We start from the raw sequence: 22432 nt of genomic DNA on the forward strand, positions 1-22432 counted from the left end.
CGTCCTAGCCCCCGGCGGCGCGGAGGACCTCCTGGATCCGCCATTTGCCGTCCACCGGCACCAGCACCAGGCGAAGCCGCTGTTGCGGGACGGCCGCCGCCTCGGCCACCACCGTCCCCGCGGCGTCGCGCTCCCGGTACGACGGCGAGGCCACGCTGAGCGACACCACGGCCCGCGCGGCTGTGCTCTCCGGCTGCCGCTTGACCAGGCTAAGGCGGGCTTCGAAGCCGTCGAGGACGTGGCCGGACACCGCCAGCCGGGAGCCGACGCCGGCGTCTGCTGCCGCGGCAGGGGACGCGGGCGCATTGACCTGTTCCAGAAGCCCGAGGTTCCCCGTGCTCAAGGCGTAGGAACGGAGGCCAGCGAGGCCGCGCACCGCGTCTTCGGGCCGTCGCGCGGCGAGCAGCTTCTGCAGAGCGGCCGGCACGGCTCCGGCCGCCGCGACCTGCGGATCGGTGGCAGCCCCGGTCACCGGTACCGCTGCCGGTCCAGACAGCGGCCGGACCTCAGGGGCCCATTCCCCCACCGCCAGCCTCCCGGCGAGCAGCAACGTCCCGAAGACGCCTGCCGCCGTGAAGAGCACCGCCGTCACGAGGACCGCCAGGCCACGCCGAACGCTCACGCGCCTAATTCCCGGCCGGACACCCGGCCGAGCTCCCGGCTGGCGGCGCACCGGCATGGACGCGTGCCGCGCACTTGGTCCGACCGGGGGGTGCAGCGCCACCCGGCGCCGCCAGCGCCACAGCCGCAACGCCCGCCTTTCCCGCGCGCCGGCCGGAAGGGAGCGCCGGGTCAGCAGTTGCGGCAGCACGGTCGAATGCACCGACACGGAAAGATCCACGGGCGCCGCCGGGGCGCCGCGGAAAATCGCCTCGGCCAGCTCCGCGGCCGACGGCCGCCGACGTCGGTCACTGCACAGTCCCGCCTCGAGCGCGTCCGCGAGCTCCGCCGGAACGGCGGGAACCAGCAGCGGCAGCGGCGGACGCTGGGGTTCCGGCTCCGGCGCCCGGCCGGTGAGGCAAAACCAGCCCAGCGCCGCCACGGAGTAGACATCCCTTTCAGGCTGGAGCCCGGCCCGGACGGCATCCACCGGGGCCGGGTCACGGAACCCGTCCGTGCCGGCGCCGGAGGCATCCTGCGGCTCCGCCAGCATCCGCCCCACCCCGAGGTCGGCCAGCAGCGGCTTTCCCTGCGCAGTGAACAGCACGTTGCCCGGTGAGACGTCGCCATGGGTAAATCCGTTCCGGTGCAGGTACGCCAGCGCCTGGGCGATCGGGGTCAGCACCGTGACGGTCTCCCCCGGCGCCAGGCTGCCCCGGGCCCCAAGGAGTTCGGCCAGCGAGCCGCCGGCGGCGTAGTCAAGCACAAGCCCCAGCCCGGGGCCGCCGCTGGTCCCGTAAGCCACCCGCACCACGGCATGCGCCTTGACGAGGTGCTCATGGTCAAGGGCGGAGAGGATCCGCACCTCACGCCGCACGGCTTCCTCGGCATCCACCGCCCTTCGTCGTTCCCGCTGCGGCTCTCCCGCTGGACCGACGGCGTTGAAGCACTTCAGCGCCACGTCACGCCGCGTCACCTGGTCAGTGGCGAGCCAGACGGCGGCGCTGCCGCCGCGGCCCAGCAGCCGCCCGACGTCGTATCCGGAAACCTCCGGGGCCGGGGCGGGATCGGAAGCGGAAGCAGGGGACGCGGACCGTTCGTAATCATCCATGGTTTAGGAATAGCGGATCTTCGACTTCCCTGCAGGAGTTATCCACAGGCATGAGAGCTTCACCACAGAATCGGTGGGCGCGACAGCCGAGGACTAAGCTGGATGCCATGACTCTTGAGTTCTCCCAGCTGGGTCTCGCTCCTGAATTCGTCGACTACACCCGCGGCTGGGATATCCAGCGCGAACTCCACGAGAAGGTCGTCGCCGGAACCGCACCCAGCACCGTTCTGCTGCTCGAACATTCCCCGGTCTACACCGCAGGTAAACGCACCGAGGACCACGAACGCCCCTTCGACGGGACCCCCGTGGTGCCCGTGGACCGCGGCGGCAAGCTGACCTGGCATGGCCCGGGCCAGCTGGTGGGCTATCCCATCATCAAGCTGAAGAACCCGGCCGGCATCCGTGACTACGTCGAACGGCTCGAAGCCGTCATCATCGCTGTCCTGGCCGACTACGGCATCGACGCCGTCCGGATCAAGGGCCGTGCCGGCGTCTGGATCGAGCAGGACGAGAAGGGCCCGGCGCGCAAAATTGCCGCGATCGGCATCCGGGTCCACGAGGGCGTCACCATGCACGGCTTCGCCATCAACTGCAACAATGACCTCGCCCCCTACGGCCAGATCATCGCCTGCGGCATCACCGACGCCGGCGTCACCACGATCGCGCAGGAGACCGGCCGGGATGTCGCCCCGGCAGACCTCGTGTCGCGGATCACCGAGGAACTGCGCAACAATGAAGAAGCCCTAGTTGCAACCCACGAAGGAGCTCTACTGTGACACTGGCACCAGAAGGCCGGAAGATGCTGCGTATTGAGCAGCGCAATGCGGCCACCCCGGTGGAACGGAAGCCCGAGTGGATCAAGGCCAAGGTCCAGATGGGCCCGGAGTTCGTCCAGCTCAAGAACCTCGTCAAGAAGGAAGGCCTCCACACCGTCTGTGAAGAGGCCGGCTGCCCCAACATCTTCGAATGCTGGGAAGACAAGGAAGCGACCTTCCTGATCGGCGGCTCCGAGTGCACCCGGCGCTGCGACTTCTGCCAGATCGACACCGGCAAGCCCTCCCCCGTGGACATGTTCGAGCCCACCAAGGTGGCCCGCTCGGTCCAGTCCATGCAGCTGCGCTACGCCACCGTCACCGGAGTGGCCCGCGACGACCTCGCCGACGAGGGCGTCTGGCTCTACGCCGAGACGGTCCGCAAGATCCACGAGCTGAACCCGGGCACCGGCGTCGAACTCCTGATCCCCGATTTCTCCGGCAAGCCCGAGCACATCGAGGCGATCTGCGACTCCAAGCCCGAGGTGTTCGCGCACAACGTCGAGACTGTCCCCCGGATCTTCAAGCGGATCCGTCCCGCGTTCCGTTACGAGCGGTCCCTGGACGTCATCACGCAGGGCCGCAAGCTGGGCATGGTCACGAAATCCAACCTGATCCTGGGCATGGGAGAGACCCGCGAGGAGATCTCCGAGGCACTGCGCGACCTGCACGAGGCCGGCTGCGACCTGATCACCATTACCCAGTACCTGCGCCCGTCCGAACGCCACCTTCCGGTAGACCGCTGGGTCAAGCCGCAGGAGTTTGTGGACCTGCAGCAGGAGGCCGACGAGATCGGTTTCCTCGGCGTGATGAGCGGACCGCTGGTGCGTTCCTCCTACCGTGCCGGCCGGCTCTGGGCCACCGCGATGCGCAAGAAGGGCTGGGAAATCCCGGCCGAGCTGGCGCACATCGAAAGCTCCGGCAGCACCCGCCAGGAAGCCAGTTCGCTGCTCGCGGCGCACTCCTGACAGACACCGCACACCATTGCCGCCCAGGGCCGGCACCGGAGCAATCCGGTGTCCGGCCCTGAGCCGTGCATCACGTAGAATTAAGGCACTATGGCGAATTTCCCTGACTCCAGCACGTCCACTTCTTCAGCCGATGAGCCGAAGCGTGGCCTTTTTTCCCGCAAGCCCAAGGAAGCCAAGGCCAAGAAGCCGAGCCGGCTGAAGCAGATCAGGGAAGTCTTCCAGATGACCCGCCGCCACGATCCGATGGTCCCGTGGCTCATGCTGCTGGCGTTCCTCGGCGTCGTCGCGGTCAGCTTCCTCGTCGGGTTCCTGCTGGATAACTGGATCACGGGCCTGATCATCGGCATTCCGCTGGGCATCCTGGCCGCCACCCTGATCCTGTCCCGCCGCGCCGAGCGCGCCGCGTTCGCCCAGATTGAGAACCAGCCGGGGGCCTCGGGCGCCGCACTGGGCACCCTGCGCCGCGGCTGGATCACCGAGGACCAGCCGGTCGCCGTCAACCCGCGCACCCAGGACGCCGTCTTCCGCGCCATCGGACGCCCCGGCGTCGTACTGGTCAGCGAAGGCCCCAGCCACCGGGTCAAGCCACTGCTCGACGGCGAACGCAAGCGCCTCGCCCGCATCCTGCCCAACGTCACCATCCACGTGATCGAGAGCGGCCGGGGCGAGGGCCAGGTGCCGATCAGCCAGGTCGCCAAGAAGATGGGCAAGATGAAGAACGAACTGACCAAGACCGAGGTCAGCACCGTTTCGAAGCGCATCTCCTCGCTCGGCAACCGCCTGCCGATCCCCAAGGGAATCGACCCCTACAAGGCCCGCCCCGACCGCAAGGCGGCCCGCGGCCGCTAGGGACGCCCGTTGGCCACAGCTTTCCCGGGGCGCCCCGGTTGCCGGCATCTTGCCGGGAGCCGGGGCGGTCCACTTTAACCCCTGCGTTATCCCTGACCACCGACCGTACGACGCCGGGCGCCGGCCCCAGCGCGCGGAACCGCCACGACCGAATCCGGAGACTGCCCCATGAAACTTCCCGCCAAGACCGCCGTGATCAGGATCTTCCGGATCCTGGCCGTCGCCGAAGCCTTCAGCTGGGCAGCACTGCTGGTGGGAATGTTCCTCAAGTGGGTGCTCCGGACCACCGAACTGGGCGTCGAACTGGCGGGGCCGGTCCACGGGGCGTTCTTCATCGGCTACGGCCTGTCCGCCCTGGCGCTGTGGCGGCTGCAGCGCTGGCCGTTCCGGGTGGCGCTGTTCGCAGGGCTCTCCGCGGTCCTGCCGTTCACCACCATCTGGTTCGAACGCTGGGCCGGCGGGCGCGGCTATCTGGCTGAAGGTCCGCACGGAGTCACATCGATCCCGGCCGAGGAAACAACCCGGGTCTAGAGTCAGCAGGGTCCGGTGGGATCACCTTGCGGCACCACGCCCGTCCATTCACCACAAACGGCCGCTTAGTCGGGTGCCATAGCGGCCATTTTCGGCAATTCGCAGCCGCTTTCGGCACAGAACGGCGGCGGTTCGTCGCCGAAGCCCAACCCCGCGGCGGCTACATCCGGACGAGCACCGTGTTCATTGCCTTGTCGTGCAGGCCGCGGTGGTCCGGGTCGAAGATGACGGCGGGAATCACCAGGCAAAGCAGCACGCTCCGGACCAGGGCCGGGAGCGGACCCGCCGGACCGCCGCCAAGCCGGATGACGTGGATCCCCATGATCCGGTGCCCGATGCTGTAGCCCAGGGTTCCGACCAGCAGGGCCTGTTCGACGGCGAACACCGCCAGCGTGGCCCAGGAGTTCCCGCCAAAAGCGAAGTTGCTGATCAACAGAGCGATCCCCCAGTCGATGCAGATGGCCAGGATCCGCCGGCCCGCGCGGGCAATCGAGCCGGGGCCGGACTCGGGCAGGCCCAGCCGCTCCCCCGGATACTTGGAGATGCCGGACGTGTCCGGTCCGCTGAGCCACGAGCTTATGTCTTTACGATCAACCACCCCCCAAGCCTATCGGCTCCCGGGCGGCCCTCGGGGGTGTTCACCATCTGGACGCTGGGCGGTCACAGAGCGGACCCGGATAGGCCACACTGTGGACAGCGACTAGCTTTAACACGTCAGCGCATTCTGTAACCTGCCCGAAACAAAGCGGACACCGCGGGGAAATCCCGTGTCCTTAGGGTGGTAACAGTTGCTAGCGGCACCGTAGGCGGGGTGAACACTGCGTTTTCCCCGCCGTCGGACTGCGCTGGACCACACGGCCTCACGGCCAGATCTTTCATATGCGTAAGGAGCATAGATGTTCAAGACTGCGGACGAAGTCCTCAAGTTCATCAAAGACGAAGACATCAAATTCGTTGATATCCGCTTCACCGACCTCCCGGGCGTTCAGCAGCACTTCAACGTCCCCGCCAAGAGTGTTGACGCGGACTTCTTCGTCAACGGCCAGCTTTTCGACGGATCGTCGATCCGCGGTTTCCAGGGCATCGCCGAGTCGGACATGCAGCTCATCCCGGACGTCACGACGGCGTTCGTTGACACCTTCCGCATCGGGAAGACCCTCGCGCTGAACTTCTCCATCGTGAACCCGCGCACGGGCGACCCGTACCACCGCGATCCCCGCGGCGTGGCCGAGAAGGCCGAGGCCTACCTGGCCTCCACCGGCATTGCCGACACCGCGTTCTTCGCCCCCGAGGCCGAGTTCTTCGTCTTCGACAACGTTCAGTACCAGTCCTCCCCGCAGGGCAGCTTCTACAAGATCGACTCCGAGGAAGCCCACTGGAACACTGGCCGCGAAGAAGAAGGCGGAAACCTCGGTTACAAGACCCCCGTCAAGGGCGGTTACTTCCCGGTCTCCCCGACCGACAAGCAGGCCGACCTGCGCGACGCCATGTGCATCGCGCTGGATGAGGCCGGCCTTGAGGTCGAGCGCAGCCACCACGAGGTCGGTTCCGCCGGCCAGGCTGAGATCAACTACAAGTTCACCACCCTGACCCACGCGGCCGATGACCTGCAGAAGTTCAAGTACGTCATCAAGAACACCGCCGATGCCTGGGGCAAGTCGGTTACCTTCATGCCGAAGCCGGTCTTCGGTGACAACGGCTCGGGCATGCACTGCCACCAGTCGCTGTGGAACGGCGGCGAGCCGCTCTTCTACGACGAGAAGGGCTACGCGGGCCTGTCCGACACCGCCCGCTGGTACATCGGCGGCCTGCTGAAGCACTCCTCCGCCGTCCTGGCCTTCACCAACCCGACGGTGAACTCCTACCGCCGCCTGGTCAAGGGCTTCGAAGCTCCGGTCAACATGGTGTACTCGCAGGGCAACCGCTCCGCCGGTATCCGCATCCCGATCACGGGCTCGAACCCGAAGGCCAAGCGCATCGAGTTCCGCGCTCCGGACCCCTCCTCCAACCCGTACCTGGCCTTCGCGGCCCAGCTGATGGCCGGTATTGACGGCATCCGCAACCGCATCGAACCGCCGGCGCCGATCGACAAGGACCTCTACGAGCTCCCCGCCGAGGAAGCCAAGGACATCCCCAAGGCCCCGGGCACGCTCGAGGAAGCCCTGGAAGCCCTGGCCGAGGACAACGAGTTCCTGCAGGCCGGCGGCGTCTTCACCCAGGACCTGATCGACACCTGGATCGAGTACAAGTACGAGAACGAGATCCGCCCGCTCTCGCTGCGCCCGAACCCGTACGAGTTCGAGCTCTACTACGGCGTCTAGCCCCGCAGACAAAAGGCCGGTCCGGAGGTTCGCGAAACCTCTGGGCCGGCCTTTTTTGTGTCATGTGCCGCTTAGCCGCGCTGTCCAGGCCGGGGCCAAGCCGCTTTGTGCCGCACCCGGAGATAATTAGCCGTCCGTCTCCGCCAATTCGAGGCTACGCTTGGTCCCAGGAACTACATCGAGGAGCGGTGATGTCCCGGTTCCGAAGCTTTGTACGCCAACACCTCGTGGCCGACGACCCGGCACCCGGCTACTCCCGCCTGGACCGCCGTGATGGCCTCGGGGAATCGGCGGCGGTTGCGGCGACGCCGGGCGAGCCAGCAGGATCCCCGACGGCGCCCACCCCCGCACCCGCCCCGGCAGACTCCCCGGACGCGGCTCTCGCCGCAATTGAGGAAAGACTCACGGCAGACGAGAACGAATTTGTCGGCGGCGTGGCCGACCAGTCCGCCCGGGACAGGCGCTACCTGCTAGCCCTCGTTGAAGAGCGGCGGACCGTGATTGAGCGGGTGGAGGAACTGGCTGCGCACCTGGACCGCCTCGCTCCCCATGACCGGCACTACTCCCGGCTCATCCGGGCAGCCCTCACCTCAGCGGATGACAATCGTCCCCCGGGCGACGAAACCTCCCACCCGGCGTAGTGGCGTGGCACAATCCCTCGTGTGGATATTGTGGAGTTTCTAGAAGCTCGAATCGATGAAGAAGAAGCAGAGCTCCGGCACGCCCCCGTTCCGGACCACTCCGCGTCTCCCCCGCTCGCCGCGCCAATGCGCGCCGAGTGTGCCCAGAAGCGGGAGATCCTGGCGCGCTGGAAGCGGGCCTCGGCGGACCTCTTCGACAGCACGGACGCCCAGGGCGAACTGGCCATGGCCCGCCGCGCCATGCTCAACATCCTCGCCGCAGGTTACGAGGACCACCCGGATTTCGACCCGGAGTGGGCCGCGACCCACGAATGAGTGCGGCGCGTTCCGCACGTAACCTCACAATCAGCAGCCCGGGCGGAATGTCTCGTGCGCCGGTCAAAACCCCCGGTACATGATCCGCTGCGGGCCGGCGTCGCCGCCCAGGTATTGCCCGCGGTCCTCGAATCCGGCCTTGCGGTAGGCGGCCTGACCGGCCGGGTTGGCCTCGTTGACGGACAGGACGACGCCGCGCTGCTCCCCGCCCAGCGCGGACGTGAGCCTGGCGGCTTCACGCACGGCCGCGGCAGCCGCGGCCGCACCGAATCCCCTGCCCTGCTGCCGCCGGTCCACGAGGAAACCGCGCAGCAGCCAGGCGGAATCGTCGTCGGCCCAGCCGGCGGCGCGTGCGGCCCCGGCCTGCAGGGTTGCTACGCCGACGGCCGAGCCGTTGGAATCCATGACATAGGGAAAGCGGCTACCCTCTTCGAGTCCCATCAGCATCATCCGCAGCGGATCCCCGACGAACTTCCGTTGCCCCTCGCCCAGCTCCAGTCCGGCGACCTCCCCGAGCTTGATGGCCCGGGCGTCGTCGTCGAGGTTCTTCAAGGCGATCAGCCACACGTGTTCAGACATATCAGAAGCGTATCCAAAGCCGGGCTGCCCCGCCGTCGGGCAGCCCGGCGGACAACGCCTAGAGGACCTTGGAGAGGAATTCCCGGGTCCGCGGCTGCTGCGGGTTGCCGAACAACTCCTCCGGAGCGCCCTGCTCGCAGATGACGCCGTCGGCCATGAACAGCACTCGGTCGGCCACTTCACGGGCGAAGCCCATCTCGTGGGTGACCAGCACCATCGTCATGCCCTCACGGGCAAGGTCCTTGATCACCTGCAGCACCTCGCCGACCATTTCCGGGTCCAGCGCGGATGTGGCCTCGTCGAAGAGCATGATGTCCGGGTTCATCGCCAGCGCCCGGGCGATCGCCACGCGCTGCTTCTGGCCGCCGGAGAGCGACGCCGGACGGGCATCGGCCTTCTCGGCGAGACCAACGCGCTCCAGCAGTTTCAGGGCGTTGGCCCGGGCTTCGTCCTTGCCCTGTTTCTTCGACTCCACCGGTGCCAGCATGATGTTCTCGATCACGGACATGTGCGGGAACAGGTTGAAGTGTTGGAAGACCATGCCGATGTGCCGGCGCACCTCGTTGATGTCCACCTTGGGGTCGGTCACGTCGAAACCGTCCACCGTGACGTGGCCGGCGGTTATGTCCTCCAGCTTGTTCAGGCAGCGCAGGAAAGTGGATTTGCCGGAGCCGGAGGGCCCGATCACGCAGACCACCTCGCCTTCGGCAACCTCCGCGTTGATGCCCTTGAGGACTTCATTGGCGCCGAAGGACTTCTTCAGCTCCCGGACGGAAATCTTGCTGGGTGCAGTGACTGCCGTGCTCATTTGTTGAACCTCTTATCCGCAACGTTGGCCAGCTTGGTCAGCAGCATGATCACCACGAAGTACAGGACCGCGACGATCAGCAGGGTTTCGGTGATCCGGAAGTTCCCGGCGTAGATCTGCTGGCCCTGGTAAAGCAGTTCGGCGAAGCCGATGGCGAGCAGCAGCGAGCTGTCCTTGAGCATGATGATGAGCTGGTTGATCAGGGACGGCGTCATGATCTTGAACGCCTGCGGGACCACGACTTTCTGCATGGATTTCGCGTAGCCCAGGCCCAGGCTGCGGCTGGCTTCGAGCTGGCCCGGGTCCACGGACTGGATGGAGCCCCGGACGATTTCGGTGATGTAGGCGCCGGCGTTGAGGCTGAGGGTCAGCACGCCGGCCACCCAGATGTCGATCGGCTGGCCGGTCAGCTGCGGGATGCCGAAGTAGAAGAAGAAGGCCCAGACCAGCAGCGGGGTCCCGCGGAAGATGCTGACGAAGGTGGTGGCGATCCCGCGCAGCAGCGCGCTCGTGGAGATCTTCATGAACCCCATGAAAAGGCCGATCAGCATGGCCAGGGCGAAGGAAATCGCGGTGACCAGGACGGTGTTCCCGAGGCCCTTCATCAGGGCGGGGAAGCTGTTGGCCAGCAGCTCCCAGAAGCTGGACTGGGCGGCCTGCGTGGGGTCCTTGAGGTACTTGTCCAGGATTTCCTGGTACTTGCCGCTGGACTTCAGCTCCGCCAACCCGGTGTTGAACGCCTTCAGCAGTTCCGGGTTCTTGCCCTTGTTGACGGCAAAACCGTAGGAGCCGCCCTTTTCCTTCTCGGACACGGCCTTGAGGCCGTTGTTCTGGCTGATCCCGTAGGCCAGCACCGGGTAGTCATCGAAGACTGCGACGGCGTTGCCGGACTTCACGAGTTCGTACATGGTGGCGGACTGGTCCAGGGACTTGACCGTGAAGCCGTACTTGCCGGCGATCGACTTGGCGAACGTCTCACCCTCGCTGCCGGTCTTGGCGGTGACCGTCTTACCCTTGAGGTCCTCGTAGCCCTCGATGTCCTTGTTGGACTTGGCGACGGCCATCTGGACGCCCGATTCGAAGTACGGGTCGGAGAAGTCGTAGATCTGCTTGCGGGGTTCCGTGATCGACATGCCGGCGATCACGCCGTCGACCTGGTTGGAGGACAGCGCCTGCAGGGCCGCGTTGAAGCCGAGCGACTTGATCTCGACGGCGAATCCCTGGCTCTTGGCGATCTCACGGATGATGTCCATGTCGATTCCGGTCAGTTCACCGCCGGCGTCACGGAATTCGAAGGGGGCGAACGTGGTGTCCGTGCCGATGACGAAGGTCTTTCCGGAAAGGCTCGACGGCGCGGCGGCCGGCTGGGCCCGGTCGACGGACTGGTGCGCTGCGGGTGCGGCCGCGGGGGCCGCGGCGGCACCTGAGGCACCGAAGAGCATGGCGGCGAAGGCCAGCAACGCTCCGATGACCGTGGCCGTTCGCGGCCGGGCGGCCCCGGTCTGCTGGAGTCTGGGCAAGTTAAACAACCCCTAGGTAAGTGCGGCAGCCGGTCCGGAGGACCGGCAAAGTACCCCTCGAGGCTACCCGCATTTGACCGACGGCGAGGCAGATGTCGGCCCGGCCGCCTACTGGCCGTAGAAGACGCGCTCGAAGACGGCCCGTGCCCGCCGGCTGAGCCGCAGGTAGTCCTCCTCAAGCTCGGCGGCGTTGCCGTGGCCGTAGCCGCACCAGCGGGCCACGGCTTCCAGGTCGCGGCGCGAGGACGGCAGCACGTCCGAGGCGCGTCCGGTCCAGATCACGTTGGCGGAGCGGATCCGGCTCGCCAGCCGCCAGGCCCGCAGCAGCAGCACCACTTCCCCGGCCTCCAGCAGCTCCAGGCTGGCGGCTGCTTCGAGGGCCTGGACGGTGGAAGTCGTCCGCAGCTCCGGGTGCCTGCCGGCATGCCGCAGCTGCAGCAGCTGCGCGAGCCATTCGACGTCGCTCAGGCCGCCGCGGCCCAGTTTCAGGTGCCGGGCCGGGTCCGCGCCGCGTGGCAGACGTTCGGACTCCATGCGGGCCTTGACCCGCCTGACCTCACGGACATCCTGCTCCGCAACGGTCTCCGGGTAGCGGATGGGATCGATCAGCGCTACGAAATCGGCGGCAAGTTCGTCGTCGCCGGCCATCGGCCGGGCACGCAGCAGCGCCTGGGCCTCCCAGATGAGGGACCAGCGGCGGTAGTACTCGGCGTAGGACTCCAGCGAACGCACCATCGGTCCGCTCTTGCCCTCCGGACGCAGGTCCGCGTCCACCATCAGCACGCGTTCGGCCAGGATGGCAGGTTTGAGCGGCTGGGTCAGCAGGCTGGAGAGCTTGCCGACAATCCGGGCTGCCTGCTGTTGCGCCTCGTCCTCCGGCACGCCGGGCAGGCCGCGGTGCACATACATGACGTCGGCGTCCGAGCCGTAGCCGATCTCGCGACCGCCCTGACGCCCCATAGCCACCACCAGCACCCGGGTTTTGAGTGGTTCCCCGGCGGCAACAACCGTCTCGGCCACCCGCAGGGCGCCGAGGACGGCGGCCCGGTCGGTATCGGCCAGGGCCGCGCCCACCTGGTCCTGGTCCAGCAGTCCGGCGCTGTCCGCGATGGCGATGCGCAGGATCTCCCGGCGCCTGATCAGCCGGATCAGGCGCATGGCGCTTTCCGGGTCCGAGTGCCGGGACATCTTGGAGGTGATCTCCAGCCACTGCGCCTCGTAGCTGAGCGGCGCCAGGTCCTTGTCCGAGCCGAGCCAGGCCACGGACTCTGGCGAGACCTCCAGCAGGTCCGAGATGAGCCGGGAATTGGAGAGCACATGGCACAGCCGCTCGGCCGCCGCCGTCGAATCCCGCAGCAGGCCGAGGTACCAGTGCGTGGTGCCGAGCGCCTCGCTGACCCGGCGGAAGGCCAGCAGCCCGCCGTCGGGGTCCACGCCCTCGGCGAGCCAGCCGAGCAGGATCGGCAGCAGCTGGCGCTGCAGCGCGGCGCGCCGGCTCACGCCGCCGGTGAGCGCCTCGATGTGCCGCATGGCGCCGGGAGGATCGAGGTAGCCGAGCGCGGCGAGCCGGCCTTGCGCGGCTTCGGGCGTGAGCTTGGCCTCCTCGCTGCTCAGCGCGGCCGCGGTGTTGAGCAGCGGCCGGTAAAAGATGCGTTCATGCAGTTCCCGCACGGAACGTTTGGTCTGGCGCCAGGCCTTGAGCAGCGCGTCCGGGTGCGGACGTTCGTTGGAGAACGGGCCCAGCACCGCCTTGGCGAGGGAGCGCAGCGACGCTTCCTTGACCGGCATCAGGTGGGTGCGGCGCAGCTGGAAGAGCTGGATCCGGTGCTCGAGCAGGCGCAGGTACCGGTAGTCGCGGTCGAATTCCTTGGCGTCGGAGCGTCCGATGTAGCCGCCGGCGGAAAGCGCAGCGATGGCCGAGGTGGTGTCCCGGCAGCGCAGGGTTTCGTCGGATTTGCCGTGCACCAGCTGGAGCAGCTGGACGGTGAATTCGACGTCGCGCAGCCCGCCTCGGCCCAGTTTGATCTGCCGCTGCTCCTCCTCGGCCGGGATGTGCTCGGTGACCCGGCGGCGCATCGAACGGACCGACTCGACGAACCCTTCGCGGCCCGCGGAGGACCAGATCAGCGGCGCGACGGCGGCCTCGTAGCGGGCGCCGAGCCCGGCGTCGCCGGCGATGGTGCGGGCCTTGAGCAGGGCCTGGAATTCCCAGCTTTCGGCCCAGCGCGCGTAGTAGCTCTCGTGCGAGGCCAAGGTGCGCACCAGGGGCCCGGACTTGCCCTCCGGCCGGAGGTTGGCGTCGACCTCCCAGAGCCCCGGCTCCCGGCCGGTGGACATGATGGCCCGTGAAATCCCCGAGGCCAGGGCGGTGCCGATGGTGTTCGCCCGCGAGTCCTCCAGGGCGCCGGCCTCGATCACATAGATGACGTCGACGTCGGAGATGTAGTTCAGTTCGCGGGCGCCGCACTTGCCCATCCCGATCACGGCCAGACCGATGTCGGCCACGTCCGCTGCGCTGAACTGCTCCGCCGCCTCGGCCCGGGACACGGCCAGGGCTGCCTCGATCGCGGCGCCGGCCAGGTCAGCCAGTTCGGCCCCGACGGCGGGCATGAAGTCCAGCGGATCGGCGGCGCAAATGTCTTTGATGGCGAGCTCCACGAGCCCCCGCCGGTACGCCGTGCGGAGGGCCTCGTACCCTTCCTGCCCGGTCACGGCCGCGACCGGACGGGCGGCCTTCGGGTCGGCGCGGACCGACTGCAGCAGCCGGGTGCGCAACCCGGCGGCGTCGGCTGCCTGCGGCTCGGGGCTGGCCGTCGTGTCGAAGGCGTCCAGGTGCTCGGGGTGCCGGATGAGGAACTCGCCCAGCGCCTCGGAAGCGCCGAGCACCCGGTAGAGCGGCTCGCTGCGGTCCGGCTCGGCCGCGGCCAGGTCCCGCAGCTTCGGGTGTTTCTCGATCAGCCGGACCAGGGACTGCAGAGCCGTGTCCGGGTTGGCGGCCAGCTGCAGCCCGGCAAACAGGGCATCCTCGTCCAGGCCCGCCAGCTCCGGGGCGGCCAGGAACCGCTCGCCCTTGTCCAGGTCGTTAAAACCCGCGGCGATGAGGCGCCGTGCCAGGCTCACCGCGGCCGCCTAAAGGATGGCCAGGTTGCGCTGCAGCTCGTAGGGCGTCACCTGGAGGCGGTAGTCCTGCCACTCGGCCCGCTTGTTGCGCAGGAAGTGCTCGAAGACCTGCTCGCCCAGGATCTGCGGCATGAGCTCGGAATCCTCCATGGTCCGGATCGCGTCGTGCAGGCTGGCCGGCAGCGGATCGTGGCCCATGGCACGGCGCTCGGCCGAGCTCAGCGACCAGATGTCGTCCTCGGCGGCGGCGGGCAGCTGGTAGCCCTCTTCGATGCCCTTCAGCCCGGCACCAAGCAGCACGGCGTAGGCGAGGTAAGGGTTGGCGGCCGAGTCGATGCCGCGGTATTCGATCCGCGCGGACTGGCCCTTGCCGGGCTTGTACAGCGGAACCCGGACCAGGGCCGAGCGGTTGTTGTGGCCCCAGCTCAGGTAGCTGGGCGCTTCTCCCCCGCCCCAGAGGCGCTTGTAGGAGTTCACGAACTGGTTGGTCACGGCAGTGAATTCGGGGGCGTGCTTGAGGATGCCGGCGATGAACTGCCGGGCCGTTTCGGAGAGCTGGAATTCCGCCCCGGCTTCGTAGAAGGCGTTGGTGTCGCCCTCGAACAACGAGAAGTGCGTGTGCATGCCGGAGCCCGGGTGCGCGGTGAACGGCTTGGGCATGAAGGTCGCGTAGGTCCCCTGCTGCAGCGCGACCTCCTTGATCACGGTGCGGAAGGTCATGATGTTGTCCGCGGTCTGCAGGGCGTCCGCGTAGCGCAGGTCGATCTCATTCTGGCCCGGGCCGGCCTCGTGGTGGCTGAACTCGACCGAGATGCCCACCGACTCCAGCATGGTCACGGCGGTCCGCCGGAAGTCCTGCGCCACGCCCCCGGGAACGTGGTCGAAGTAGCCGCCCTCGTCCACCGGAACCGGCGCGCCGTCCGGGCCCGGCTGCTGGGACTTGAGCAGGTAGAACTCGATTTCGGGGTGGGTGTAGCAGGTGAAGCCCATGTCCGCGGCCTTCGCGAGGTTGCGCTTGAGGACGTTGCGCGGATCCGCCGCGGAGGGCTCGCCGTCGGGCGTCAGGATGTCGCAGAACATCCGCGAGGTCGCTTCCGTCTCGCCGCGCCACGGCAGGATTTGGAAGGTGGAGGGGTCCGGCTGGGCCAGCATGTCGGATTCGAAGACGCGGGCCAGGCCCTCGATCGAGGACCCGTCGAAGCCCAGGCCCTCTTCGAAGGCGCCTTCAACTTCGGCCGGGGCGAGGGCCACAGACTTCAGCGATCCCACGACGTCGGTGAACCACAAGCGCACAAAGCGCACGTCACGCTCTTCGATCGTCCGCAGGACAAACTCTTGCTGGCGGTCCATGGTGCCTCTTTCCGGGTCTACGTCCGTGCCCCGGACCCGTCCCGACTACTCGTCCTGGCTGGCGCCCGCAGCTGCTCTCGAATCACTCTACTAAGCATTCCCGGGGATTGCTGGCGTAGCGCACCGGCGTAACACACCGTTAACACAACGGCCGCCGAACCGCCGCTTGGGTGTCCCTCCCGTGGTGCCCGGACGCCCCGTTTGTGACGGCTATCACCGGGCCGGGGGGCCGCCCGGTAGCTAGGACGCCGGGTATCGCACTACGCTCGTGGCATGGCCCCCAGCAACAGCCCCGATTCCAGCACGTCCGCAGAACTCGCCGCACCCTACGGCAACGGCCCCGCAACGGGCGCGGCCGGCGCAGGCCAGGAGCCGGCGCCGGACAGCGCCGCCAAAGACAGCGCCGCCAAAGACACTGCCGCCAAACCCGCCGGCCGCATCCGCACGCACCACCTGCGCCAGGCCAAGCTCAACGGTGAGCGCTTCGCCATGCTGACGGCTTACGACCAGTACACCGCCGAGATCTTCGATGCGGCCGGCATCGAGGTGCTGCTGGTCGGAGATTCGGCCTCCAACAATGTCTTCGGCAATGAAACGAGCCTGCCCGTCACCGTGGACGAGCTGATCCCGCTGTGCCGCGCGGTAACCCGTTCCGCGCGGCGCGCCCTCGTGGTGGCCGACCTGCCCTTCGGCAGCTACGAGGTCTCCGCCCAGCAGGCAGTGGCGACGGGCGTACGGTTCCTCAAGGAAGGGCTCGCGCACGCGGTCAAGATCGAGGGCGGCAAGTTCTATGCCGAGACCGTCCGGGCCATGGTCCAGGCCGGCATCCCGGTGATGGCGCACATCGGCTTCACGCCGCAAAGTGAGCACGCCCTCGGCGGCTACCGGGTCCAGGGCCGCGGCGACGACGCCCAGCGGCTGATCGACGACGCCGTCGCGCTGGCCGACGCCGGCGCGTTCTGTGTGCTGATGGAAATGGTTCCGGCGCCGACGGCGGCCGCCGTGGACGCCGCCGTCGAGGTCCCCACGATCGGCATCGGCGCCGGCAACGCGACCACCGGCCAGGTGCTGGTGTGGCAGGACATGGCCGGGCTGCGCGGCGGAAAGATGGCCAAGTTCGTCAAGCAGTACGCGGATCTGCGGACCACCCTCAGCGACGCCGCGAAGGCCTACGGCGACGACGTCCGATCAGGCCACTTCCCCGGCCCGGAACATTCCTTCTAACCGCAAAGCAACGGGTTCCAGCAGGGGCCGGAGCGGCCGGCACAGCGCTTCAACTTCCACTGCGCCGCGAGCGTGGACTTGCCGGAGCCGGGCAACCCATGGACCAGGAGGACAACGGGAGCCGGCACGCCGTTACGCGTCGTCGTCGCCCTTTTCCCAGGCCTCGTTGCGGGCCTTGACCTTTTCGAGGGCGTGTTCGGCTTCCTCGCGGGTCTTGTAGGGGCCGATCAGCTGGCTCCAGTCGGACATGGCGTCTTCCTCGATCTCGTGGGTGTTGACGTTGTACCAGTATTCGGTCATCGGGGCTCCTTCTGCGTGTGCCTGGTTCCGGCTGTTTTTCCGGATGCATTTTCCGCTGTATTTTCCGGGCTGCGCCCGGGGGCTTATAGAATCAATCTATGCCTTCCCTCACCTCGACTGCACCCATCGGCACCCTTGTCCCGGGAACAGTCAGCCCGCAGCTTGCCGTGCCGGCGTCCATACCGCGCCCTGAATACGTCGGCAAGCCTGCTCCGGCCAAGTTCACGGGCTCAGAGGTCAAGTCAGCCGAGACCATCGAGAAGATCCGGATCGCCTCACGGATTGCCGCCCAGGCCATCGTGGAGGTCGGCAAGCACATCGTCCCCGGCGTCACCACCGACCAGCTGGACAAGGTGGGGCACGAATTCCTGCTCGACCACAACGCCTACCCGTCCACCCTCGGCTACCGTGGTTTCCCCAAGTCCCTGTGCTCCTCGCTCAACGAAGTGATCTGCCACGGCATCCCGGACAGCACCGTGGTCCAGGACGGCGACATCCTGAACATCGACATCACGGCCTTCATCGGCGGCGTGCATGGCGACACCAATTACACCTTCCTCGTGGGCGACGTCGACGAGGAGTCCAGGCTGCTGGTCGAACGCACCGAAGAGTCCCTGCGCCGCGCCATCCGCGCCGTGGCCCCGGGCCGCGAAATCAACGTCATCGGCCGGACCATCGAGTCCTACGCCAAGCGATTCGGCTACGGCGTAGTCCGGGACTTCACCGGGCACGGCGTCGGTGAGGCCTTCCACACCGGGCTGATCATCCCGCACTACGATGCCGCCCCGGCCTACAACACCGTCATGGAGGCCGGCATGGTCTTCACGATCGAGCCGATGCTCACGCTGGGCACGGTCGAATGGGACATGTGGGCCGATGACTGGACGGTGGTGACGCGCGACCACAAACGGACCGCACAGTTCGAGCACACCCTGCTGGTCACGGAGTCCGGCGCCGAAGTCCTGACCCTCCCCTGATCCCCGCACCGCCTTTCAAAAATCAACAACAAGACCCACCCCGCCCCTGCCACGAACGGAACAACATTGGCCAAGAAGGACGAGAAGTCGAAGAAGAACGCACCGCTGATCGGCATCGACATCGGTGGCACCGGCATCAAGGGCGGAATCGTTGATCTGAAGAAGGGCAAGCTCGTGGGCGACCGGCTCCGCGTGCCCACCCCGCAGCCGTCCACTCCGGAGGCCGTTGCCGAAGTCGTGGCGCAGGTGGTAGCGGAGCTGTCCAAGCGTCCCGACGCCCCCGCAGCCGACTCTCCGGTCGGCGTGACCTTCCCTGGCATCATCCAGCACGGCGTGGTCCACTCGACGGCGAACGTCGACAACTCCTGGCTGAACCTGGACATCGATGCCCTGCTCACCGCACGGCTCGGCCGCCCGGTCGAGGTCATCAACGACGCCGACGCCGCCGGCCTGGCCGAGGCCCGCTACGGTGCCGGCGAAGGCATCTCCGGCACCGTCCTGGTGATCACCCTCGGCACCGGCATCGGCTCCGCCTTCATCTTCGACGGCAAGCTCGTCCCCAACGCCGAACTGGGCCACCTGGAAATCGACGGTTTCGACGCCGAGAGCAAGGCCTCCGCCGTCGCCCGTGAGCGCGACGGCCTGAGCTGGGCCGAATACAGCGTGCTGCTGCAGCGCTACTTCTCCCACGTCGAGTTCCTCTTCTCACCGGAACTGTTCATCGTGGGCGGCGGCATCTCCAAGCGGGCCGACGAATACCTGCCGCACATGTCGTTGCGCACGCCGATCGTTCCGGCCGAGCTGAAGAACGACGCGGGCATCGTGGGCGCGGCCATCGAGGTCGCCCTCACGCACAAGCTGGCCAAGTAGTCCCGGACGCACAACAACCCAACTGACTGGCACTAGGTGTCGTTTTGAACGCTCAAAGCGACAACAACTGCGAGTCAGTTGGGTTGGAGCCGGTGGTGGCCGCGGCTTCCCCTCCGCTGCCACCACCGGAACTTGGTTGAGCCTAGAGCGGGCTCTTCTGCGAGCTCTTGCCTTCCAGCCCCTTGGACTCGGCCTCATGGCGGAGCAGGGCGATGGCGGACTCGAAGTCTTCCAGCGATTCGAAGGCCTGGTACACACTCGCAAAGCGCAGGTAGGCCACCTCATCGAGGCGCTGCAGGGGGTTGAGGATCGCGAGGCCCACCTCATGGGCATCTATCTCGGCTGCGCCGGAGGCCCGGATGGTCTCCTCGACTTCCTGGGCCAGCATGGCGAGGTCGTCTTCGGTGACGGGGCGGCCCTGGCAGGCCTTACGAACGCCGTTGATGACCTTGCTGCGGCTGAACGGCTCGCCGACGCCGGAGCGCTTGATCACGGTCAGGCTAGTGGTTTCCACCGTGGTGAACCGGCGTCCGCATTCGGGGCACTGCCGGCGGCGCCTAATGGCGGAGCCGTCGTCGGCGATGCGGCTGTCCACCACGCGCGAATCAGGGTTACGACAGAACGGGCAATACACGTCGGTTCCTCCCCTGCCGCAAGCTGGATCCCTGTAGAGAGCCGAGGCACCACGTTTGGTGCTTCCGGGATCAGTTTACGACTAGATGTTGCTGAATAACAAGCCTGTAATTACTACATGTTGTGGTTGGGCGCTGTTCCGGCGGGACTGCCCGCCAGCCGCCCTAACTGCTGGCCGAGAACCGTGCGGTGACTGCTTCGCCGTGAGCAGGCAGGTCCTCCGCGACGGAGAGGCTGACGATGTGCCTGCTGACCTCCTCCAGCGCGCTCCGGCTGTAGTTGATCACCTGGATGGCGCGCAGGAACGTGGTCACGTTGAGCCCGGAGGAGAACGCGGCCGTTCCGCTGGTGGGCAGCACGTGGTTGGAACCGGCGCAGTAGTCGCCCAGGCTGACCGGGCTGTAGTCCCCCACGAAGATGGCGCCGGCGTTGCGGATCCGGGCGGCGACGCCGGCGGCGTCCGCGGTCATGATTTCGAGGTGTTCAGCCGCGTAGGCGTCGCAGGCAGCGATGCCCTGCTCAAGGTCCTCGACCAGGACGACGCCGGACTGCGGACCGGACAGGGCCTGCCGGACCCGGGCGCTGTGCTTGGTCGCGGCGGCCTGGAGCTCGAGCTCGCGGCGCACGGCGGCGGCGAGCTCCTCGGAATCGGTGATCAGCACGGAAGCGGCCTGCGGGTCGTGCTCGGCCTGGCTGATCAGGTCGGCCGCGACTAGGCCCGGACGCGCGGTGGCGTCGGCCAGGATGGCGATTTCGGTGGTGCCGGCCTCCGAGTCGATTCCCACCACACCCTTCACGAGCCGTTTGGCGGTGGCCACGAAGATGTTTCCGGGTCCGGTGACGACATCGACCGGGTCGATACCGGCGTCGATGCCGGCGGCAGCGCCGGTCCCGGTCCCGGTTCCGGTCCCGGTTCCGGTTCCACCGGGGATGCCGTAGGCGAACGCTGCAATGGCCTGGGCGCCGCCGATCGCGTAGACCTCCTCAATGCCCAGCAGGCATGCCGCCGCCAGGATCGTGGGGTGCGGGAGGCCGCCGAAGTCCTTTTGCGGCGGCGAGGCCAGGGCAATGGATTCCACGCCTGCTGCCAGCGCCGGGACCACGTTCATGATGACCGAGGAGGGGTAGACCGCCAGACCGCCGGGGACGTAGAGCCCGACCCGGGCCACCGGGACCCAGTTCTGGCTGACCACGGCACCTTCGCCGAGTTCGACGTCGGTGTCGGCCGGACGCTGAGCGTCAGCGAAGCGGCGTGCCCGGCGGATGGACTCCTCCAGGGCGGCACGCACTGCGGGGTCCAGGCCGTCCAGGGCTGCCTTGAGGGCTTCGGCGGGAACCCGCGGGTGGGCTTGTTCGACGCCGTCGAAGTTCAGCGCCAGCTCGCGCAGCGCCTCGAAGCCGCGCGTCCGGACCGACGAAATAATGTCCAGGACCTTTTGCTCCGCGTCGGCCACGGTGCCGTGCTGCGCCCGCGGAACGGCGGCGCGGAGCCCGGCGAGGGACAACCGCTGCCCGCGCACGTCCACGGTGCGGAAGTTGAGGGCGGAGGGGGCGGAGGGCACAGGGCTGTCAGCAGTTGGAGTCACTCGTCCATTTTACGCTCCGGCGCGGTGCCCCCGGACGCCGGCTTGGGCTCCGATGAGCCAAACACTGTGGAGAGGAAGATCGCGAGGGCGATGGCGGCAGGCCAGATGACCAGCATCGCGTAGGCCCGGAGCGAGAAGGCGATGCTGGCGCTGGCCGAAGTATCCACCGGAGCGCTCCACCAGGTTCCGGCGAGCACGCCGGTCCCCCAGGCCAGCAGGGCCCCAACGGCACCCGCGGCGACGGCCAGGACCACCGTCGCGGTTCCCAGCCGGGCGGGCCGGTTGCCGGCAATGAAGATCCCGGACAGGCAGCCGGCCAGCAGGAACAGCCCGGCCAGGACAAGGTCCCGCGGCAGCCACGTTTCGGGGTTGCTGCCGGCGGCCAATGCCGGGTCCCGGGTAATGAGGTTCAGCCCGGTCGGCGCCAGCAGCCACCACAACAGTCCCACCGGAACACCTGCAGCGGCGATCACGGCCAGCCCCGTCCACGGCACGGACGCGCCCGGCCGGCCGGGCGCGGCAGGCCAGGGTCCGCCGTCGTGGTCGTGAACGGGCACGTGCACCGCAGGTTGTGTCATGCAACAAACCTTAACAAAGGATCCGGCGGCGCCGGACATTACGCCGCCGCACGGGACGTGACGCCCGGATCCCTCCCGGGCGCCGGCCGAATACCGCAGGCGGCGCCCGCAGGAATACGCTGGCAGTGAGCACCAGTCGCAGAACAGCAGGGAGATGACCCACCGTGGCCTCAGCCGAAGAAGCCTTCGAAGGAACGTTTAAGGAAATGTTCCGCCGCCATGCGGCCGGAGTCGCCATCATCACCGTGAACTACGACGGCGTCCCTTACGGTTTCACCGCAACCTCGGTGGCGTCCCTGTCGGCCAAGCCGCCCCGGTTCACCTTCAACATGGCGCGGACCTCACGCTCCTGGCCCGCCGTCGCGAATTCCGGCTACATCGGCGTGCACATGCTGGGGTTGGGCAACCAGCAGCTCGCCGACCGCTTCGCCCGCTCCCGGGACCGCTTCGAGGGCGACCATTGGGAGCTCGGGCCCCATGAGGTGCCCATCCTCAAGGATGTCTCCGGCTGGCTGATCGGCAAGATCCAGATGCGGCTCTCTTTCGAAAACAACGCGGTAGTGGTCGTCGAGGTGGTCGACGGCGCGATCGGCGGCGAGGGCGCGCCGCTGCTCTACCACGGCGGCAGCTACGGCCAGCCGGTGCCGCTCGACTACGAAATCTAGGCCGCCCGCGGGCCGTTTCGACGGTTCCCTGCCGCCAGGACGCTCAGCGGCGTCGAGCCAGCAGGGAACCG

The 22432-nt window shown here is 67.7% G+C and carries 22 protein-coding genes; 11 read left to right on the plus strand and 11 right to left on the minus strand.

Going from position 1 to position 22432, the window contains the following annotated elements:
- Window positions 1-4: 4 nt before the first annotated feature.
- Window positions 5-1711, minus strand: a complete 1707-nt coding sequence (locus AC1DBD_RS14825) for a protein kinase domain-containing protein (protein ID WP_476982392.1) — start codon at window positions 1709-1711, stop codon at window positions 5-7.
- A 107-nt stretch (window positions 1712-1818) separates the two neighbouring features.
- Here AC1DBD_RS14825 and lipB point away from each other — a divergent pair, with 107 nt between their 5' ends.
- From lipB to AC1DBD_RS14845, 4 genes are all read left to right on the plus strand, one after another.
- The gene (gene lipB / locus AC1DBD_RS14830) at window positions 1819-2487 is read left to right on the plus strand and encodes a lipoyl(octanoyl) transferase LipB (protein ID WP_441418858.1); all 669 of its coding nucleotides are present in this window, start codon (window positions 1819-1821) and stop codon (window positions 2485-2487) included.
- Window positions 2484-3491 carry a lipoyl synthase gene (lipA, locus tag AC1DBD_RS14835; protein ID WP_175321644.1) on the plus strand — a complete coding sequence of 336 codons (1008 nt, stop codon included), beginning with the start codon at window positions 2484-2486 and terminating at the stop codon, window positions 3489-3491. Before lipB ends, lipA begins: the two co-directional genes overlap by 4 nt.
- 90 nt (window positions 3492-3581) lie before the next feature.
- Window positions 3582-4343 (plus strand): DUF4191 domain-containing protein, encoded by a 762-nt coding sequence (locus AC1DBD_RS14840; protein ID WP_175321643.1) that lies wholly within the window; start codon window positions 3582-3584, stop codon window positions 4341-4343.
- A 168-nt stretch (window positions 4344-4511) separates the two neighbouring features.
- A complete protein-coding gene (locus tag AC1DBD_RS14845; RefSeq protein ID WP_476909511.1) occupies window positions 4512-4874 on the plus strand; it encodes a DUF3817 domain-containing protein in 363 nt (120 codons plus the stop codon).
- Window positions 4875-5034: 160 nt separating this feature from the next.
- On the opposite strand, the gene AC1DBD_RS14850 is transcribed toward AC1DBD_RS14845, so the two are convergent.
- A complete protein-coding gene (locus tag AC1DBD_RS14850) occupies window positions 5035-5472 on the minus strand; it encodes an RDD family protein (protein ID WP_476982393.1) in 438 nt (145 codons plus the stop codon).
- Between the two features lie 298 nt (window positions 5473-5770).
- Between AC1DBD_RS14850 and glnA (AC1DBD_RS14855) the strand changes: the two genes are divergently transcribed.
- The 3 genes from glnA (AC1DBD_RS14855) (at window position 5771) to AC1DBD_RS14865 (ending at window position 8151) form a co-directional block, all read left to right on the plus strand.
- On the plus strand, window positions 5771-7195 hold the full coding sequence (glnA, locus tag AC1DBD_RS14855) for a type I glutamate--ammonia ligase (protein WP_476982394.1): 1425 nt from the start codon (window positions 5771-5773) through the stop codon (window positions 7193-7195).
- Between the two features lie 191 nt (window positions 7196-7386).
- Window positions 7387-7836 (plus strand): hypothetical protein, encoded by a 450-nt coding sequence (locus AC1DBD_RS14860; protein WP_476909510.1) that lies wholly within the window; start codon window positions 7387-7389, stop codon window positions 7834-7836.
- 30 nt (window positions 7837-7866) lie between these two features.
- The gene (locus AC1DBD_RS14865; RefSeq protein WP_441418862.1) at window positions 7867-8151 is read left to right on the plus strand and encodes a DUF6221 family protein; all 285 of its coding nucleotides are present in this window, start codon (window positions 7867-7869) and stop codon (window positions 8149-8151) included.
- Window positions 8152-8214: 63 nt separating this feature from the next.
- Here the strand turns inward: AC1DBD_RS14865 and AC1DBD_RS14870 are convergent, their stop codons facing one another.
- The 5 genes from AC1DBD_RS14870 to glnA (AC1DBD_RS14890) all read right to left on the minus strand — a co-directional run bounded on the left by AC1DBD_RS14870 (window position 8215) and on the right by glnA (AC1DBD_RS14890) (window position 15528).
- Window positions 8215-8730: a GNAT family N-acetyltransferase gene (locus AC1DBD_RS14870; RefSeq protein WP_441418863.1), complete on the minus strand. Its 516-nt coding sequence runs from the start codon at window positions 8728-8730 to the stop codon at window positions 8215-8217.
- Between the two features lie 58 nt (window positions 8731-8788).
- The gene (locus tag AC1DBD_RS14875) at window positions 8789-9538 is read right to left on the minus strand and encodes an amino acid ABC transporter ATP-binding protein (protein ID WP_441418864.1); all 750 of its coding nucleotides are present in this window, start codon (window positions 9536-9538) and stop codon (window positions 8789-8791) included.
- Window positions 9535-10980 carry an amino acid ABC transporter substrate-binding protein/permease gene (locus AC1DBD_RS14880; RefSeq protein ID WP_441418934.1) on the minus strand — a complete coding sequence of 482 codons (1446 nt, stop codon included), beginning with the start codon at window positions 10978-10980 and terminating at the stop codon, window positions 9535-9537. The genes AC1DBD_RS14875 and AC1DBD_RS14880 overlap by 4 nt, the downstream gene beginning before the upstream one ends.
- 186 nt (window positions 10981-11166) lie before the next feature.
- Entirely contained in the window at window positions 11167-14178 is a 3012-nt protein-coding gene (locus AC1DBD_RS14885; RefSeq protein ID WP_476892741.1) for a bifunctional [glutamine synthetase] adenylyltransferase/[glutamine synthetase]-adenylyl-L-tyrosine phosphorylase, read from the minus strand.
- A 9-nt stretch (window positions 14179-14187) separates the two neighbouring features.
- Complete coding sequence (gene glnA / locus AC1DBD_RS14890) at window positions 14188-15528, minus strand: type I glutamate--ammonia ligase (protein WP_138769615.1); 1341 nt, start codon at window positions 15526-15528, stop codon at window positions 14188-14190.
- A gap of 273 nt (window positions 15529-15801) precedes the next feature.
- On the opposite strand from glnA (AC1DBD_RS14890), the gene panB reads away from it, so the two are divergent.
- The gene (gene panB, locus AC1DBD_RS14895) at window positions 15802-16752 is read left to right on the plus strand and encodes a 3-methyl-2-oxobutanoate hydroxymethyltransferase (protein ID WP_441418866.1); all 951 of its coding nucleotides are present in this window, start codon (window positions 15802-15804) and stop codon (window positions 16750-16752) included.
- 132 nt (window positions 16753-16884) lie between these two features.
- On the opposite strand, the gene AC1DBD_RS14900 is transcribed toward panB, so the two are convergent.
- Window positions 16885-17052: an SPOR domain-containing protein gene (locus tag AC1DBD_RS14900; protein WP_175321618.1), complete on the minus strand. Its 168-nt coding sequence runs from the start codon at window positions 17050-17052 to the stop codon at window positions 16885-16887.
- Between the two features lie 98 nt (window positions 17053-17150).
- On the opposite strand from AC1DBD_RS14900, the gene map reads away from it, so the two are divergent.
- Both map and ppgK read left to right on the plus strand, forming a co-directional pair.
- Window positions 17151-18029 (plus strand): type I methionyl aminopeptidase, encoded by an 879-nt coding sequence (gene map, locus AC1DBD_RS14905; RefSeq protein WP_441418867.1) that lies wholly within the window; start codon window positions 17151-17153, stop codon window positions 18027-18029.
- A gap of 66 nt (window positions 18030-18095) precedes the next feature.
- Window positions 18096-18899: a polyphosphate--glucose phosphotransferase gene (gene ppgK / locus AC1DBD_RS14910; RefSeq protein WP_441418868.1), complete on the plus strand. Its 804-nt coding sequence runs from the start codon at window positions 18096-18098 to the stop codon at window positions 18897-18899.
- Window positions 18900-19041: 142 nt separating this feature from the next.
- On the opposite strand, the gene nrdR is transcribed toward ppgK, so the two are convergent.
- From nrdR to AC1DBD_RS14925, 3 genes are all read right to left on the minus strand, one after another.
- Window positions 19042-19533: a transcriptional regulator NrdR gene (gene nrdR, locus AC1DBD_RS14915; RefSeq protein WP_175321615.1), complete on the minus strand. Its 492-nt coding sequence runs from the start codon at window positions 19531-19533 to the stop codon at window positions 19042-19044.
- Between the two features lie 163 nt (window positions 19534-19696).
- The gene (gene hisD, locus AC1DBD_RS14920; protein WP_476982395.1) at window positions 19697-21118 is read right to left on the minus strand and encodes a histidinol dehydrogenase; all 1422 of its coding nucleotides are present in this window, start codon (window positions 21116-21118) and stop codon (window positions 19697-19699) included.
- The gene (locus AC1DBD_RS14925; RefSeq protein WP_441418870.1) at window positions 21115-21696 is read right to left on the minus strand and encodes a hypothetical protein; all 582 of its coding nucleotides are present in this window, start codon (window positions 21694-21696) and stop codon (window positions 21115-21117) included. The genes hisD and AC1DBD_RS14925 overlap by 4 nt, the downstream gene beginning before the upstream one ends.
- Before the next feature lie 206 nt (window positions 21697-21902).
- On the opposite strand from AC1DBD_RS14925, the gene AC1DBD_RS14930 reads away from it, so the two are divergent.
- Window positions 21903-22361, plus strand: coding sequence for a flavin reductase family protein (locus AC1DBD_RS14930; protein ID WP_175321743.1), 459 nt, complete (start codon window positions 21903-21905; stop codon window positions 22359-22361).
- Window positions 22362-22432 lie beyond the last annotated feature (71 nt).

The organism is Arthrobacter sp. 10T419 (assembly GCF_056394105.1).